Below are 15697 nucleotides of genomic sequence, written 5' to 3'. Positions count from 1 at the left end.
CACCAATCACTGCCGGCTTTTTGGTGACAAAGACCCGCGCTCGATCGCGGGTTTTTGTCATCAAGTCGGCCGAGCTGGTCAGCCTCAGTTGGTCACGGATCTCGCCGGCGCCGGCGGCCGCAGCGTCACCAACGGGCGCCCTACCCTAGGCGAGGAAAGGTTATGAGTGGTGAGAAGTGGGCAAAGCTTGTCTTTGTCCTTTTGGTGTTGGTCGCGGGCACTGCCGGCGTCGTCTACATGGGCGGCGTCATGTTCTACCTGCTCGGCAAAGCAAATCCGATCGGCAAGACGGATTTCGGCACATGGTGGCTCTATTGGAGCTACTACAAGGACAATCCCCCGGTGGCGAAGCGCCTTCTGTTGGCGCTGGTGATCCCGGCGGTCCCGATATATGGCGCGATCATTGCCGCCACGATTGCGGCGATGCGAGACCAGCGCAAGCTCTACGGCGACTCGCGGTTCGCCAACGAGGGCGAGATAGCGGCCGCAGGCCTGTTTGCGCCGAAAGGCATCGTCGTCGGCAAGTGGAAGAAGCGGTTCCTACTCTTTCCCGGCCTGCAATTCGTGCTGCTGTCGGCTCCGACGCGCTCCGGCAAGGGCGTCGGCATCGTGATCCCGAACCTGCTGAGCTGGGAGGACTCTGTGGTCGTCCTCGACGTGAAGCAAGAGAACTTCCTGATCACGTCGGGTTGGCGCGCCCGTTACGGGCACGCCTGCTACCTGTTCAATCCGTTCGCGGAGGATGGTCGAACCCACCGTTACAACCCACTGGGCTATATCAGTGACGACCCGCGTTTGCGCGTCGGTGACATCCTGGACCTTGGATATGCAATCTATCCCGGCGACGGCAAAGAACCGTTCTTCGACGACACGGCGCGCAACCTGTTCCTAGGGCTGGTTCTCTACCTGTGTGAAACACCCGAATTGCCGCGCACATTCGGTGAATTGCTGCGCCAGGCCTCGGGCAAGGGCAAGTCCGCCAAAGACCACATCCAGGGGATCATCACGTCCCGCAATTACCGCGAGTTCGGCGACATCATGCTCAACAGCGCCGGCGAGGAGCAGGCGCAGACGGTGAAGGTCATCATGGACCTGAAGAGGGTGGATAAGGCCGAGGCGGAGGCGCTTTGCGATGAGATCCCGTTCGCAGTCGCCGAGAACGTGCCGGCCGCTGACATCGAGGCGATCGAAGAGCAATTGAAGGATTGCGGCGCCGAGTACGAGACGGAACGGCGTCTTGAGCCAATCGTGCAATGGGACGGCGTGGGCCTGCCGCCGCTGTCGTCGGAGTGCGTAGATGCGCTGAACCGGTTCGTGACGACTTCGGACAACACGTTGTCCAGCATCATGTCCACGTTCAACGCGCCTTTGACGCTATGGGCAAGTCCGATTTTCGACGCGGCCACCGCAGCGGATGATTTCGATCTACGCGAGGTCCGCCGCAAGAGGATGTCGATCTACATCGGTATTCCTGCCGCCAAGCTCGATAGCGCGCGGCTCATCATGAACATGCTGTTTTCGCAGCTCGTCAAGCTGAACCTCGACGTGCAGCTCAACGCGACGCCAGACGTGAAATACCACTGCATGATGCTCATGGACGAGTTCACCGCGCCGGGCCGCATCGGCATCATTGCGAAGTCCAACGCGTACATGGCGAGCTATGGTCTGCGGCTGGTGACCATCATTCAGTCCGCCGGCCAGTTGGAAGCGGATATCCCAATGGGATACGGGCGCGACCTGGCGCGGACACTTGTCACGAACCATGCGTGTCAGATTTTCTACACGCCGCGCGAACAGCGCGACGCGAACGATTATTCGGAAGCGCTCGGGTACTACACCTTCAAGTCAACCGGCCGCAGTCGCCAGCTCGGCCGTTCTGGCGGCTCCGAGTCGGAGTCCGACCAGAAACGGCCGTTGATGATGCCGCAAGAGCTGAAGGAAATGAGTCAGCGCGAGCAAATCATCAACCTGGAGAACACCAAGGCGATCAAGTGCACGAAGATCCGGTACTACGAGGATTACGTGTTCCTGGACCGGCTGGCCGAAGTAGATCCATCGCTACTCACGCGCAACTTCCTGGGGATGCGGCGTAAGCCAACACAGCGCGAGTTAGAGCGATCGTGGGGTAGCTGGAAGCTCGCGGCACCCGTGCCAACTATCGATTTCGATTTGCACGATGCCATCGTGCAGAGCCGCGTGCGTGAGGTAACGCCGGATGACATCGCCGGCGGCATCGACCTGCGCAAGCTGGCAATGGACACGTCGAAGATCCGCGACCTGGCCGCAGGCCAGGAGCTACCGCCCGAACAGGTGCAGGGCATCGTCGCCGACTTCTTCGACGCGCTTGACGCCGCGTCGCAGCCCTCTGCAGAGGGCATTGGTGACGAGGATGCGGTGAGCGACGAGGAATTGGCGCGGCTCGATGCGGAGGCGGCAGCGGAGACCGACAACGACGATGGCGATGGCGATGGCGATGGCGATGGCGATGGTGATCGCGCGGCCCATGCAGCCGAGCCACCGGCAGCGGTTGCAGCGGCGCCGGCGGCCGCCATCGCGCCGATCGTCGTCAAGCCCGTGGCGCAGCCTGAGCCGCCAGCCGAGCCCGCACCCGTGGATGCGGTAGACGATCTGGCGGACGAAGGCGACCACAGCGAAGCGGTTGCGGAGGACGATGTCGACGCCGACGCCGAAGGCAATGACGTGCCCGAGCTGGACGAAGACGACGAGGCGCGGCTGTACGACGAGTTGCCGGATCTCTCCGATTTCGATGGCGACACCGAAGTCGTTCATCCGGACGACGAAGTGTTGGAGGACGACGACGCGGCGCCAATGCCTGCGGCGGCGCCTACTAAACCCATCCTTGATTTATCCATTCTTGACAGCCCGATCGAGCGGAAATGACAATTTTCGGTCGATCAGGTCTTGAAATTTACGAGCACGGCCATTCTGGCTGTGACGTAAGCGGGCAAAGCCCAGTCCATAGGAGTACCTGAAATGTCGAACGACATCAGCAATGCCAGCACCAACCAGTCGAAGGCCGAAGACAGGATCAAGCCGACCGACATCCCGAGAGAGATCCGCGCGACTGTCGCGGAGAAGCTGGGCAAGGAGGCCGATGTATATCCGGCCAAGAGCGACAGCAAGAACGGCTATAAGGGGCCGGTCATCCACGCCGATAAGGATTTCATCGTCCAGGCCATTGGTAAGGGCCACAGGTCGGCGATCGTGCACCTGCGCAACGATGTCGAGTTCCAGGGGCCGAAGCTGCAAAGCCGCGACCAGAACAATGACCTGGTCAATCGCAACATCCAAGTGCACTACCGCGACGGCCAAGCGAAGGCCTACCCCTGGAACCCGGAGCGTGCAGCCGAGAACCAGGCACAGACCCAGCGCAAGGCAGTGGACCCCGTCGAGGCGGCGAAGGAGTACGCGCAGACGGCGTTCAAGACGGCCAAGCAGCGCGATGCGTTCGTGGCGCATGTGCAGGGCGTGCAGGCCTTGGCGGCCGATATGGCTAAGGCACCGACCGCCCCCGTCCAGGAGGGGGCAAAAACGGCGCGCTCGATCCCTGTGCCCGCTAAGGGCCAAGACAAGGCGCATGCGCCGAGTCTGGAACGGTAAGGGGGGCTCGTCATGGCAGATGAATCCACCAATGCCGGCGCGCCGGCTGAAAGCGCGATGCCTGGCTACGGCGTGATGATGATCGATGACAAGCCGATCACGGCTGTAAGGTTCGACAAGCGCGAGGTAGACGGCGAGACGGCCTACGACCTGTCGTTCCGGCTGAACGGCAAGCAGGTCGTGCGGATCAAGGGCGTGAACGAGGTCGGACTGACGGAGGCCGTAGGCGAGCGCAATGCTCTGCGCATCACCGAGGCCGAGGCGACGAAGGGCTCGTTGTCCGGCGAGGACCTGGCGTTCAGCCATGGCCTCACGCCAAAGGAGATTGAGCGCCGAGCCGCGGCGAACGAGGACCGCGCGCAGGAAGAAACCGAGGTCAACACCATCCGCGAGGTCAAGGGCAACGAGCTGGAATCCGTTGACGTGGCCGAGGCGTTGGCGATGGCCGCCAAGCTGCGCAAGCGCGACCGCGATGAGTACGAGCGCAACGCCGGCATCGACGGCGTGGACCGCGATCTGAGCAAGCTACAAGGTCGCGCCGATCGCGAAGTGATCGCGGTCAAGGAGCTGGACAAGGAAGCCGACCGCTTGGAGCGCGTCGAAGTCCTCGATCAGCGCGCCGGACTCGCGCCGCAGCCTGTCGAAGCTGAGCATGATGTGGTGGAGGCAGAGAAGAACCGCCGCATCCAGCTCATGGAACAGGTGAACGCTCAGTTCAACACGTCCGGGCCTCGGCACTACTTCAAGGATCAGCCGGGGCGGATCGCGTTCCGCGATGTCGGCGATAGGCTGAAGACGGCCTCCAACGATCAGCGGGTGGCGCGGGCCATGGTCATGATGGCCGACGCGAAGGGCTGGAAGGTGGTTCACCTGGACGGGCATCCGGAGTTCCGCCAGGCCGGCTGGATGGAGGCCAGTCTGCGCGGCATGGGGTCAACCGGCTACAAGCCCACTGAGCGCGACCTGGAAGCCCTTGCGGCCGAACAGGAGCGCCGCATGGGCAACTCGGTGTCGCGCGGCACTGAGCGCGTCCAGGAGCGCTCTAGGGAACCATCGCCTTCCGCCACCGCCGAGAGGTCCGCAGATGGCGCTCAGAAGCCGTCTGAGGCGGTCTCCGCACCGGAGAAGCCGGGGAAGGCTGCCGGGGCTCCTGCGCGCTCGCTGGCGGTCCATGAGGGCATCATGCTCGCGCATGGGGCAGCGCCCTATCAGAACGATCCGGCCGAGAAGATGAGTTACTTCGTCAAGCTTCGTACCGAGACCGGCGAGCGCACCATCTGGGGCAAGGATCTGGACCGCGCTGTCGGCGAGTCCAAACTCAATCCGGGCGATGCCGTTCGCCTGGAGTTCAAGGGCAGTCAACCCGTGACGGTGGAAGCCTTGACCAGGGACGACAAGGGCAAGGTGATAGGCAGCGAGACCATCAACACCCACCGCAACACCTGGGAGGCGCACAAGGGCGACCGCGAGAAGGTCATCACCGCCATCGCGGAGAAGGTGATGGAGGCCAAGGTGAAAGACCCGCAGGCCCGCGAGAAGGTCATGGCCGAGATCGGTCGGGTGGTGTCCGAGAAGTCGAAGGCCGGCACCTTGCCACCGGTGATGATGTACGACAAGGCGGCCCCGCAACGTGTGCCGGAGCAAGAGCGCACGGCGCCCGTGGTGCAGCGGAACGCCGAGCGGACGCGATAGCGGACGCGATGCGTCTCGTTGTTACAGACCCCAGCCCATAGCTGGGGTTTTTTTATGCCCCGCCACCACCACATTGGCGACAACTACACGACCTGGCCAGTTCGCATCTGTCGCCAAGGGCGCGCCACGCAAGCGAAATTCACTGCCAGCATTGCGGCATCAACGCCAATATATATAATGTTGGATTACATAAATATAAATATTGGGGTCTCTATATGCGTGCATTGGCGCTCGTCGGCGTGGCTTTCGCGGTTTCGGCGTGTTCGTCCCATCCCAAGCCTCCGACGGTTAGCGGTCGGGACCGTGTACCCGTCAACAGCCCTGTCGCGGCTCAGACGTTGCAGCAGGAGGCGTTTCCGCCGGCGCCCGTAGTGCTGCTGCACCAGGGGGGACCACAGCGGCAGCAGGCGCCACGTGCAGCCGCTCGGCCGCTGTACCCAGTGGTCAGCGTGCAGTTCCCCTGGAACAGCGCGCAGTTCCGCCCGACGCCGGCGCAGGTTGCTCATCTGCGCGGCTTGATTGCCGCCGGCGTTGCACACGTCCAGGTGCGCGGCAGAACGGACAACCCGAACCCGTCGTCCGGCGATGAGCGCATCGCGCGCGGCCGCGCGGAAGCGGCGAAGGACTGGTTGATCGGTGAGGGCGTCCCGAGCGGGATCATCGACTTAAACTTTGTGTCGGCGGGGGACTACCGGTCGAACAATCGGCTTTCCGATGGCCGCGCTCTGAATAGGCGCGTGGACATCGAATTCATCAGCAAGTGACGCTTGCGGCAACCACGGAGGATTCCCCCATGTACCTGTCTGTTCGATCTCTCGCCCTGGCCGTCGCTGCATGTGCAGCGGCCGGAGCTGCGTCCGCGCAAGAGTTCACCGGCGACACGAAGCTGGCTTGCGAGGCCATTCTGTGCCTTTCCACAGGCCAGCGGCCCGACGAATGCGCACCGTCCATCCGCAAGTATTTCAGCATCAGCGCCCGCAAGGTCAGCGACACGATCAAGAAGCGCAAGAGCTTCCTTCAGCTTTGCCCCGATTCCGAGTCGGATGACAAGATGAAGTCCCTGGTGGACTCCATCGCCAATGGCGCCGGCCGGTGTGATGCCGCCACGCTCAACGCCTCGATGACGGTCTATCAGGGCTACGGGAACACCCGCTACGTGCGCAACTCGGCACCGTCGTACTGCTCGGCGTATGGCAGCAACGAGAACGTGGACCAGACCAACAGCACGGTGGCGCGCTACGTGGGTGAGCCGGGCAAGGGCGGTCACTGGGTCGATCCAGATCAGTACGACGCCGCGCTGGCCGAGTACAACAAGCGCCAGGCCTCCGGCAATTCCAGCGGGGGCGACAACGGTTGGGACAGCGACGGGTCCAACTGGCAGCAGATGCAGCGATAGTCGCCACGGGTGGTGATATAGCGCCAGGCGCTTGCCCAGCGCAACCTAGTTGGGTTGAACGACAAAGCTCGAAAACAGGGCGTCGTTTTCCGCCGCCACTTTCAAAAGTTCTGCCCGGTGGTTTTTGGTCAGCTTGGCTAATGGAGAGTTCTCGTCGCCAGATTTATTGCCAAGGTTGAACACTAGGAAATCTAGTGACTGCATCAACTGTTGTAGACGCTGCCCATGTATCGGCTCGTGGTGAGCTATCCGGTTTCGCGCTTCGTAAACGATTTCCAGATGTTTACCAACATCACCACGCTTGATGGATTTCCTAGGGAAAAGTTCCTTTAGGCCGCGTTTCCAGAGCGAGTCTTCATAGTCGGATGAGAACAGCCGCTTCCAAAAGAACATGGTCAACTGCGCGATGAGTTGACCCTGCGGGATTGCGATGGTTTCCTGCCGCTTTTTCACCCGCTTTTCTTTGATTGGCTTAGGAACGCCATTTGGGTATGCCGCATCATCCAGCGCCCTTTTCGCCGCATCAGTCAACTTCGCGTATGCAACCCGCTGAGCTTGCCGCCTAGCAGTGTCTATCTTGTCTCGTTCGGATGGCTTCCAAACAAAAGGCGGGGGTGGTTGCATGAGCCAATCATGAGTCCCGAAGACCGACCGTAGACGCTCACTGACAGCATTCCTGACGGAAATCTCCACCAAGCACATAACCGGCACCAAAGCCGCCGCCACCTGAATGGTAGAGTCATGAACTGCGAGCGCATCACGCTCTGTGCCGGTTAGCTGAACAAAGGCAGAAAGCCGCTCTGCTGAAAGCAGCGCAGCCATCCCTGCGAGTTCTTCTTCTGTCATCCTGACCCCCTGCTTGAGGCCTTAAGAGTAGCCCGGTTCAGTCTTACGGTCATCTTGTTGTTGACAACTCCGTAGCAGCTGCGTAACGTTGGCCTCGAAACGTCGGGATCATGTGGGCAGCTCGGTTCGCCGTGACGCACACCCGACGACCTATAAGAAGGGCGCCCTTGTGGCGCCCTTCTCCTTTTCTGGCTCAGGATCGCGAGGTGGACTGATGGGAAGGGCAAAAGAACAACTTTTCGACACTCCTTGAAAACCGGCATAGCCATTCCCCACACGATGTCCACGGGATTGGTTAGCTTGGTGATCTGCCCCCCCCTCCCCGCAGGCCTTCTGCACGGTCTACGGTTCTGATCTCCTGATCGGCCACGTGCGCAACGAGCAGGTCATCCGCGACTCTCGTAGTCGTTCCCCCTGCCCTGCTCCGGTCTCTCCTTCGCCGCGTCCCGATTCGCTCCGCGATCGACGCCAGCCCTCTTCGCATTCGCACGCAACTGTGCCACGCGGTCCTCGTGTCGCGTCGTCGGCGGCGGCATGGCCTTCACCAGCTCGACAATCCGCAGCGCTAGCGCGCGGTCCTCGGCATCGCCGGTAGCCAGCGACCGCGCGACCTTGCCATAGGCGGCCGTGGTCCTCCGCCTGCCTGCGCTGATTTTGTCTTGGGCGGGGTTCGCGTGACGGCTGCGCCCGGCAGCCTCGTCGCGCGCCTGCGCCTCTTGCTGCGCCACCCGCCTTGGTGTCTCGCCTCGATCGTTCAGAGACCGGATGGCCTGGCGCTCACTCTTCTTGACGATGCCGCGTAGGCGTCGATCGCTGGCGTTCGCCTCTATGCCGTGGTCGCGCAGCTTTTCCGCGAATAGCTCTCGCCAGCGCTGTAGATCGGGCTTACGTGGATTGAGCCGGACACCGCGCGCATCTGCCGTTTTGACCGCAAGGTGGACGTGCGGATGGGCGTCGTCATCGTGAGCGGCAAACACGTATTGGCGACCGCTGAACTCAGCCGCTGCGAAGTCCCGCGCGGCAGCCTTCACCGCGTCCCGGTCCGTCCCTGGCGGCATCGACAGGACGATGCTGTAAACCTCTCGCCGCCGGCCGTCGCGCTCCGGTATCGGTGTGCCAGCGCGGGCGAAAGCGCGCAGCACGTCCCTGACGTCCTCTTGGCCAAGGTAGCGCTGGCCGTTCTCGTCCTCCAGCTCGACAGCGCCATTTCGGGATATGTACTGCATGTGCGCGCGCACGCCGCGCATGTCCTTGCAGAGGATCTCCCGCTTTCCCGTCTCCGGGTTCTTCTTGCCCTGGGTGATCTTCACCATCACCTCGGGCACGCGACGCGTTATCCGGTCGATAGTCGCCCGGATGGCCGGTCCAGACCGGTTCGGCTTTGGCGGCTCCGGGCCTGTGATCTTCGCCCCTCGCGGGGTGCGCTTCGCCTTGCGGGTCTTCTTGTATGTGATCCGGGCGGCGTCGGCGAAGTCCAACAGGTCCAGCTCGATGCTCTGCCGGGTCATTCGATGTTCCAACGCTCTTGGCTGGCGCGGATTGCATCGGCAACCTTCTTCGTGTGCTGGTCGATGCGGTCGGCCAGCATCTTGATTTGCTCGACCGTCACGCGGGCCGACTTGCCCTCGTTGAGACGCCGCGCGATCTGATTGAGGTTTCGACCGATCGCCAAGAGTTGGTAGTTCGACTCGCCGAGCGTATCGACTTCCTTCGTACCGAACTGGGGTTCGCCGGTGAGGCCGGCGCGGATGGCGTCAACGCCCCAACGGTTCATTGAGCATCGCTCGATGTTTGCTCGTTCGCGAACGGCCGCCTTCTCCGATGCAGTCAACAGGATTTCAAACCGCTGCTTGGGCTCGTCCGGCGCCTGGTGTGTCTGACAGTACAGCTTGGCCGGCTCCTTCGGAGTGGTAGCGAGCGTGTGGTCAATCGCCTCGCAAATCGCTGCGCCCGGCGTCTTCCCCCGGGCAGCGCAGTAGGCCACCCACCGCGCTTTGCGCTCCGGGCCTAGGTGCAGGTTCAACGACCTGCTTGGCTTCTCCAATGGCGTTTCCAATCGACCTCAATTAATGCACGGGCTACCCGTGCGAATACATTGTGCGCACAATGTACCGGCCTATGGCCTATCCTGCAATGTCCCTTCTTCGCTCTTGCTCTTGCTTTGGTGTTGTTTGGGCCTGCTTCGGTGCGACTTGCTAGAGGTCAGGCTTTCAGACGGGACATTCAGGATCGGCAACGGTCATTCACGTCTACGCCCTGCGGGCGTCTGGGTCTGCGCAGAGGTCAGCTCGTCAGTTCGCCCGTGTCCGCGTCGCCGCTACCCGCTCCTGCACCTGACCCGGCGGCTTCGTCCTGATTGCCAGCCTGCGTTTTTTCGTCATGACGAAATTTTCCAGCGCCGCTGGAGCCACTACGTTCGTCTCCATCGTCAGACCCGGCCGCTGCCGTTCCCTGAGCGCCTCCACCATTTTTTTCGTCATGACGAAATTTTCCGCCGCAATGTCCATTCTTCGCTCTTGCTCTCGCTTTGGTGTCGAGTGGGCTTGCTTCGGTCGGATTTGCTATCGGCAACGGTAATGTCACGTCTACGCCCTGAGGGCGTTCGGGGTCTGCACATCTGCTCGGTGGGCTCACCCTAGCCTTGCATCCTGCCCAACCGATCAAAGCGGTTTGCAGGGGGATGTCGGGGTTACTCATTGCAGGCGGCGGAAGAACTGTCCCCGAGGCTGAAACCATCCATGTGCGGGTGAGGCGTTATCCGTAGGGGTTCCCCCTACACCCCTGGTACTGGCTCCGAAACGAGAGAGGCGGACTGATAAGCCCGCCTCTTCGTCTCACCTCTCGCCTTCCATCAGCCGGTTGATCTTGACCGTCCCGGCATCCACTTCAGCGTCGCCGCCTCCATCCTCGTAACGAATGCGGATGAGACCGGCAGTAGACGGCCGGCGGTTCAGCAGGACCGCCGCAGCACGCCCGTCATGCTCGACCAGCAACAGGGGGCGCTTCATGCTGTCCGGATCGGACACCGCTTTGCCCCGAGGCCAGCTAGTCAGTTCGCCCGTATCCGCGTCGCCGCTACCCGCTCCTGCACCTGACCCGGCGGCTTCGTCCTGATTGCCAGCCTGCGTTTTTTCGTCATGACGAAATTTTCCAGCGCCGCTGGAGCCACTACCTTCGTCTCCGTCGTAAGACCCGGCCGCTCCCGCTCCCTGACCACCTCCACCATTTTTTTCGTCATGACGAAATTTTCCGCCGGCTTCCGGGCTGGTGCCAGCATCACCCGAAGCAGGGTCGGACGGCTTCGGCGCCTTCTTCTCCTTCAGGCTATCACCGAGCGCGGCGACGGATGCGCGGGTGATCTCCACGTCGCTATCGCACCACGCCTGCACTTGTTCCGGATACTTCTCGGCGAGCGCGCGCAACTCGTAGAGGGTTTTCGGCGACGTGCAGCGACCAGACATGCAGGCATCAGTGACGCAAGCCGGAGCATCTACGAGCGCAAGCAATTCCGTAATGGCATTCGCCGGCTTGCCGAGACGCTTGGCAATTACGCCTTTTTTAAAACCCTCGCCCACCTTTTCCTTGATGAACTCGGCAAGATCCATCGGATGCAATGCGTACCGCAACTCGTTAGCGTTGACCTGGTCGAAGCTGTCGAAGTCTTCATCCACGATCGTCGGGATGTCCTCTACGCCTGCCTGCTTAGAGGCACGCCAGCGAACTTCGCCGTCATTAATCAGCCACTTTCCGGGCTTCGTGGGATGTGTCTTGACGGAAATAGCTAGCTTGACGCCGCGTTCCTTGATGTTCTCCGCCAGGGCGTCAATATCGGCCTGGGTAAAGCGCTTGCGCGGCTGCTTTGGATCCCGCTCGATGTCGGCAAGTTTGACGCGGAACGGCGTGCCGTCCGGCTCGCTGACCGGGGTCATCTGATCATCGGGTTCCCCGTTGAGTGCGCTCAGGTCAATCATTCTTCGGAACCCCCATCGCCTCGGCGATCTTGTCGAAGACGGGCCGCATTTGCGTCCAAGCATCGCGCGCGCTCGTCTTGCCCAGCTTCCAGACGGGCTGCCCGACAGCCTGCGCCTCGGGGATTGCCGTTGTCTTCTTCACGGCGGCAAAGCCGGGTAGGGGAGACATGGAAATAAGGAGCTGCGGGTAGTGGGTCGCCAGCGCAGTGAAATTGTCGCGCTGGAACGGGGTCGGCTCGACCATGTTCGGCAAGATGCCGATCAAAGTCAGCTTCTTGTTGATCGTCGCCTTGATCTTGCGGATGCCTAGCTTCGGGTGGTTCAGCAGGTCGCCAATGCCGTCAATGGCTTCCTGGTTGAGTTGGATCGGCGAGACGACATAGTCGGCGACCACAAGCGACGCGAGCTGACGGATGTCAGGGTTCGGATTGGTATCGATCAGGCAGATATCGAAGTGAGGCGCGATTTCCGTCAGGACGGATAGCAGGTTGGTCGCATACTCGCTGCGCCCGTCCCGCGCACCGGTTTTCCCCTGTTCCTTCGCATACTTGACGAACGCGGTCAGTTCGGCCGCCGTCTCTTCCATCTTGTACAACTCCCCGTCGCCAGGGACCAAGACAAAATCAGCGCGCCCGATCGCTGACTTCCCGGCGCTGAGGATCTGACTGCTGGTCACAGGGGAGACGGTGCACAGCCCGCCGGTAGTGAGCGCCTTGGTGGTGTTTTTCTGGTGATCGAAGTCGATCACAACGACGCGGAGTTGACGCTGCAGAACGAAGTAGTAGGCCAGTTGGTCCAGGATCGCGGACTTACCAACGCCGCCTTTCTGGTTGGCGAAAACAACAGTTTTCATGCCCGATTGCTCCTTATGAAATTGCGCACTTTGGTGGCATTTGTAACGACGCCGTGCTTCTTGAGATAAGCGGCGATCTGGTCTGCCGAGTAACCCTTGTCCCGAAGGGTCACGATCTCATTCGCATACGACTCTAGTAATGCGGTGGGTTGTTTCGGGGGCTCGACTTGCATGAACTCTTCAAGTCTCTGCTGCTCTGCCTTCGCCAGGAACCGATTCATCAGCACGCGGGCATGTTTGGCAGTGATCTGATGCGCCGTCGCTGCTTCAGCGATCGACGCACCATCGACCAAGATCGAGCGTACCGCCCCCAAGGAATAGGGCCGCCACCTGCATGACGCCGCCACGCGGTCGAATTGGACGCCGTCAATCCTTGGTTTCGGGGCTGTCATGGTTCAGTCATTACTCCCTTGGTTCTCTGCGAGGTGTTCGCGCTTTTCCTTGCCCGGTGCACCGAATTGCACACGTTCCGCGATGAAATCGAAGCCGTAGACGGTCTCTCCGTCCACTTCCCGGTTGTTGTTGGCAATCCGGTGTTCCACGATCAACTGATCGCCCTTCATGCAATTCCTTGCGATGCGATCGGCCATCGACTTGAACGCGACGAACGACAGGGTGACGGTTCGTTCTCGGGCGGCACCTTCTCCATCGCGGCCAGCGTACTCGTTGGAGATGAGGGTGAACCGGCAATATGCCCGGTCACCATTGCCGGAGAGGGTGGGATTCTTCGCCAGATTCCCGACGAATACATTGCTCTGCATACAGGCTCCGAGTAGCGCGGCCAGGATTGACCGCACGGCCAGTATAACAGAACAGGAACTCAATATACAACAGCCAGACAACAGATAGACAACAAATTGCGGTTTGATGCATTTAGCCAGTCCCTTTGCCGCGCGGCTTGCCGGGGTTGGTTTTAGCCGGGGTGGGCGAGGTGGCCATACCCTCGAAAGCGGCTAAGCGACAGCGCAGGGTTGCAGCGTCTTCGCGGGCCTGGCTGGCCTCCTTGCGCCGCTGGTTCGGATCTTCGTCGATCAGGTCCAGCGGCAATGCCTGTGGCCCTGCAACGCCCGTACCGGCAGGAAACAGTTCAAGGGACATCGAAGCAGCTCCCGGAACGCCTGCCCCCTGCGAGGGAGCAGATACCTGATTTGCACCATGTTTAACATCCTCAACCTTGCCCGAAGCGCCCCCCAAAATCGCCACGGCGATGGGCCTGAGCACTTCTTCGAGCACATGCTTGTAGGTGGCCACCGTCTGCCTAGTGAGGCCCGCCACGCGGCCTATAGCGGCTTGCGTGAGGGCTTCGCCCTTCTGTTGCAGCAAGCGGCACGCGGCGCGTACCTTGGACTCGGTGGCCTTGTGGCGCACGTCGTGGGTGCGGGCGGCGGCGAGGCGCTGCCGCTCGATCAGCGGCAAGTCCTTGTCGAGCTGCATCACGCCCCGGTGGCACCGGCCGCTGCCGGTGTAGCGATCCCACGTCCAGCGGGCAACGGACTTCACCGTGGCCTTGAGTGAGGAGTGGGCCAGGTTGTCCATGAAGCCCAGCTTCTGGAAGCTGTTGCGGTTGTGCGCGTAGGCTTCGAGCAGCCGCGTGAAGGTGGCAAACGAGCCGCGCTCGCGCTCACGGTTCACGATGGAATAGGCGTAGTGGCGCAGGTGCTCAAAGAGGATGCAGTGCCGGGAATGGCTCACCTCATCGAGCTGCGGCCCCCTGCCCCACGGGCTGGACACAGCCAAGTCCACGTAGTCGGCCAACTCCCCCAGCTCATAGATGTGGGCGTGCAGCTCGTGCGTCAGCCACCAAGGATGGCCGGGCGTCTTGGCCACGGGGCCGCTGTGGAAGTCGGTGTCGGCATCGAGCCGCGCAGCGAAGGCCTCGTAGACGGCCTTCATGTACGCGATGGGCTTGCTGCGGGCGGCCTCGGTCGTGCAGACCGGGGGAATCGCGTAGTAGAGGTGGCTGTGGCCGCTTTGGCGGTTGCGGACGATCAGGTTGGGAGCAGGAAGCCCAGCGTCCTCCCAGATCATCGCCTTGGTGTGGTCGAGGTCGAAGATCAGCCAGCTCACGAAGCCGGGCCGATTGACCTGCATGTAGGGGTAGCGAATGGCGTATTCGCGCGGCCGGACGCGGGTGGCCGTCTTGTCGTCAGAGCAACGCGGCAGATAGGGCGCTTCGGTGAACACGCGATTGAGCGCGGTGCCCGACTGGAAAAAGCGCTCTTCTGTCTGGTTCGGCTGGCGCCAGTGCGCACGCTTGCGCGGCCGGCCGCTGGTGGCGGTCGGTTCTGGGCCTGGTGCGTATGGGCCTGGTTCTACTGCTGGCATGTCCCGCGCCGATGAACGGCAGCGGGGCAAGGTGTTCGGCGTTTAGGCCTTCGCATCCTTTTCCCTCTTGCACGGCTTCGCCGGCGGGATTAGGATGGGGGTACGTGATTGCCCATTGACTGGTTTTCCCGCCAGCCCAGTGATGAAAAAGCCGCCCTTGCCGGGGCGGTTTTTTCGTTTTCGGGGGTCTACTGCGTTAGCAGCTGGCCCACCCGCGTTGTCATATCGCTGCCAAGTATCTGCGCTCGGGCCTTAAGATGCCAGCAGCGCCATCACCTGCGCTCCGTTGAGCGTAGCTGTAGACGCTTACGCGCGGTCGATCAGTGGAGCGTCGCCAATGCTGCCGGCATGATGTGCCGCCGCACTTCGCGCAGCAGCCGCGCGACTCGTTCGGCCGTCTCCGTCCCCTGCATTGAGCCAGCGAAGCCGGGATCGCTCGCAATGCGCCGGAGATCGCCGCTCTGCATCGCAAGGTAGTCGAGTGCGTATGCCGCAGCGATCAAGTCATTGCCGCAGAATTTGTTCCCCCGGCACAGCTCATCCAGCGCGTCTAGCGCAGCATCGATTGCGATCGGGGCGAATTGGGTTTGGTCTTCGTCCATGTCGTCACCTGGCCGGAAATTGGGTGTCACCACGGCCGAACGTTACCGGTGAGGATTCGCTTTGCATCGGCAAGCACGCGCACGCCTTGTTCGGCCTGGCTCTGAAGCCGGGTCAGACGCTGGTTCAAGTCGTCGTACTGCTTGGCTCGCTCGATCGCGGCATTTGCGCGAGCAATGCGGTTGGCATCGCATCCGATATATTCGCGGTTACGCGGCTCGCCTTTGCGCTGGGTATGCAGCAGGTAGAAATATTTGGGCTGTCCGGACTTGTCGCGTTTCCAGAATGGCGAGGCGTACACTAAGGCAACGCTGATCAAGTCGGTCCCTATCGGAGAAAATATGCCCCTTCCTTCAAATCGGAACGACCGATGAAACAGCAGACATTGGCGAT

16 protein-coding genes are annotated in these 15697 nt (G+C 61.7%); 5 read left to right on the top strand and 11 right to left on the bottom strand.

What is annotated here, in order from left to right:
* Positions 1-162 precede the first annotated feature (162 nt).
* The 5 genes from XCSCFBP4642_RS0117170 (at position 163) to XCSCFBP4642_RS0117150 (ending at position 6709) form a co-directional block, all read left to right on the top strand.
* A complete protein-coding gene (locus XCSCFBP4642_RS0117170; protein WP_029220870.1) occupies positions 163-2901 on the top strand; it encodes a type IV secretory system conjugative DNA transfer family protein in 2739 nt (912 codons plus the stop codon).
* A gap of 93 nt (positions 2902-2994) precedes the next feature.
* The gene (locus tag XCSCFBP4642_RS0117165) at positions 2995-3621 is read left to right on the top strand and encodes a KfrB domain-containing protein (protein ID WP_029220869.1); all 627 of its coding nucleotides are present in this window, start codon (positions 2995-2997) and stop codon (positions 3619-3621) included.
* Between the two features lie 12 nt (positions 3622-3633).
* Positions 3634-5313 (top strand): LPD7 domain-containing protein, encoded by a 1680-nt coding sequence (locus XCSCFBP4642_RS0117160; protein ID WP_029220868.1) that lies wholly within the window; start codon positions 3634-3636, stop codon positions 5311-5313.
* Positions 5314-5753: 440 nt separating this feature from the next.
* Positions 5754-6077, top strand: coding sequence for an OmpA family protein (locus XCSCFBP4642_RS30130; RefSeq protein WP_228325743.1), 324 nt, complete (start codon positions 5754-5756; stop codon positions 6075-6077).
* On the top strand, positions 6074-6709 hold the full coding sequence (locus XCSCFBP4642_RS0117150; protein WP_425480138.1) for a TrbM/KikA/MpfK family conjugal transfer protein: 636 nt from the start codon (positions 6074-6076) through the stop codon (positions 6707-6709). The genes XCSCFBP4642_RS30130 and XCSCFBP4642_RS0117150 overlap by 4 nt, the downstream gene beginning before the upstream one ends.
* Positions 6710-6754: 45 nt before the next feature.
* On the opposite strand, the gene XCSCFBP4642_RS0117145 is transcribed toward XCSCFBP4642_RS0117150, so the two are convergent.
* From XCSCFBP4642_RS0117145 to XCSCFBP4642_RS0117095, 11 genes are all read right to left on the bottom strand, one after another.
* On the bottom strand, positions 6755-7555 hold the full coding sequence (locus XCSCFBP4642_RS0117145) for a hypothetical protein (RefSeq protein ID WP_029220865.1): 801 nt from the start codon (positions 7553-7555) through the stop codon (positions 6755-6757).
* Positions 7556-7941: 386 nt separating this feature from the next.
* Entirely contained in the window at positions 7942-9063 is a 1122-nt protein-coding gene (locus tag XCSCFBP4642_RS0117140; RefSeq protein WP_029220864.1) for a relaxase/mobilization nuclease domain-containing protein, read from the bottom strand.
* Entirely contained in the window at positions 9060-9578 is a 519-nt protein-coding gene (gene mobC / locus XCSCFBP4642_RS28805; protein WP_228325742.1) for a plasmid mobilization relaxosome protein MobC, read from the bottom strand. The genes XCSCFBP4642_RS0117140 and mobC overlap by 4 nt, the downstream gene beginning before the upstream one ends.
* A 268-nt stretch (positions 9579-9846) precedes the next feature.
* Positions 9847-10062, bottom strand: coding sequence for a hypothetical protein (locus tag XCSCFBP4642_RS0117130; protein ID WP_029220862.1), 216 nt, complete (start codon positions 10060-10062; stop codon positions 9847-9849).
* Positions 10063-10389: 327 nt separating this feature from the next.
* A complete protein-coding gene (locus tag XCSCFBP4642_RS0117125) occupies positions 10390-11484 on the bottom strand; it encodes a ParB/RepB/Spo0J family partition protein (protein ID WP_235048238.1) in 1095 nt (364 codons plus the stop codon).
* Between the two features lie 34 nt (positions 11485-11518).
* Positions 11519-12379 (bottom strand): ParA family protein, encoded by an 861-nt coding sequence (locus tag XCSCFBP4642_RS0117120; protein ID WP_029220860.1) that lies wholly within the window; start codon positions 12377-12379, stop codon positions 11519-11521.
* Positions 12376-12771 (bottom strand): hypothetical protein, encoded by a 396-nt coding sequence (locus tag XCSCFBP4642_RS0117115; protein WP_226689992.1) that lies wholly within the window; start codon positions 12769-12771, stop codon positions 12376-12378. The genes XCSCFBP4642_RS0117120 and XCSCFBP4642_RS0117115 overlap by 4 nt, the downstream gene beginning before the upstream one ends.
* Positions 12772-12774: 3 nt before the next feature.
* Positions 12775-13140: a single-stranded DNA-binding protein gene (locus XCSCFBP4642_RS0117110; protein ID WP_029220859.1), complete on the bottom strand. Its 366-nt coding sequence runs from the start codon at positions 13138-13140 to the stop codon at positions 12775-12777.
* Positions 13141-13252: 112 nt separating this feature from the next.
* Positions 13253-14704, bottom strand: a complete 1452-nt coding sequence (locus XCSCFBP4642_RS0117105) for a replication initiation protein (protein WP_029220858.1) — start codon at positions 14702-14704, stop codon at positions 13253-13255.
* A 320-nt stretch (positions 14705-15024) separates the two neighbouring features.
* Complete coding sequence (locus XCSCFBP4642_RS0117100) at positions 15025-15306, bottom strand: hypothetical protein (RefSeq protein ID WP_029220857.1); 282 nt, start codon at positions 15304-15306, stop codon at positions 15025-15027.
* A 26-nt stretch (positions 15307-15332) separates the two neighbouring features.
* Positions 15333-15683: a hypothetical protein gene (locus XCSCFBP4642_RS0117095; protein ID WP_235048304.1), complete on the bottom strand. Its 351-nt coding sequence runs from the start codon at positions 15681-15683 to the stop codon at positions 15333-15335.
* Between the last annotated feature and the right edge of the window lie 14 nt (positions 15684-15697).

The sequence above is a fragment of the Xanthomonas cassavae CFBP 4642 genome, from assembly GCF_000454545.1.
Classification (GTDB): Bacteria; Pseudomonadota; Gammaproteobacteria; order Xanthomonadales; family Xanthomonadaceae; genus Xanthomonas; species Xanthomonas cassavae.
The sequence above is the reverse complement of the archived record's forward strand: the minus strand, read 5'-3'. Positions and strand labels throughout refer to the sequence as shown.

Bases quoted from the DNA above. Each gene is read 5' to 3' on its own strand.
- XCSCFBP4642_RS0117130 (WP_029220862.1), bottom strand. From the start codon at position 10,062: ATGGACATTGCGGCGGAAAATTTCGTCATGACGAAAAAAATGGTGGAG.
- XCSCFBP4642_RS0117115 (WP_226689992.1), bottom strand. From the start codon at position 12,771: ATGACAGCCCCGAAACCAAGGATTGACGGCGTCCAATTCGACCGCGTG.
- XCSCFBP4642_RS0117125 (WP_235048238.1), bottom strand. From the start codon at position 11,484: ATGACCCCGGTCAGCGAGCCGGACGGCACGCCGTTCCGCGTCAAACTT.
- XCSCFBP4642_RS0117160 (WP_029220868.1), top strand. From the start codon at position 3,634: ATGGCAGATGAATCCACCAATGCCGGCGCGCCGGCTGAAAGCGCGATG.
- XCSCFBP4642_RS0117100 (WP_029220857.1), bottom strand. From the start codon at position 15,306: ATGGACGAAGACCAAACCCAATTCGCCCCGATCGCAATCGATGCTGCG.
- XCSCFBP4642_RS0117110 (WP_029220859.1), bottom strand. From the start codon at position 13,140: ATGCAGAGCAATGTATTCGTCGGGAATCTGGCGAAGAATCCCACCCTC.
- XCSCFBP4642_RS0117145 (WP_029220865.1), bottom strand. From the start codon at position 7,555: ATGACAGAAGAAGAACTCGCAGGGATGGCTGCGCTGCTTTCAGCAGAG.
- XCSCFBP4642_RS0117105 (WP_029220858.1), bottom strand. From the start codon at position 14,704: ATGCCAGCAGTAGAACCAGGCCCATACGCACCAGGCCCAGAACCGACC.
- XCSCFBP4642_RS0117120 (WP_029220860.1), bottom strand. From the start codon at position 12,379: ATGAAAACTGTTGTTTTCGCCAACCAGAAAGGCGGCGTTGGTAAGTCC.
- XCSCFBP4642_RS0117165 (WP_029220869.1), top strand. From the start codon at position 2,995: ATGTCGAACGACATCAGCAATGCCAGCACCAACCAGTCGAAGGCCGAA.
- XCSCFBP4642_RS0117140 (WP_029220864.1), bottom strand. From the start codon at position 9,063: ATGACCCGGCAGAGCATCGAGCTGGACCTGTTGGACTTCGCCGACGCC.
- XCSCFBP4642_RS0117170 (WP_029220870.1), top strand. From the start codon at position 163: ATGAGTGGTGAGAAGTGGGCAAAGCTTGTCTTTGTCCTTTTGGTGTTG.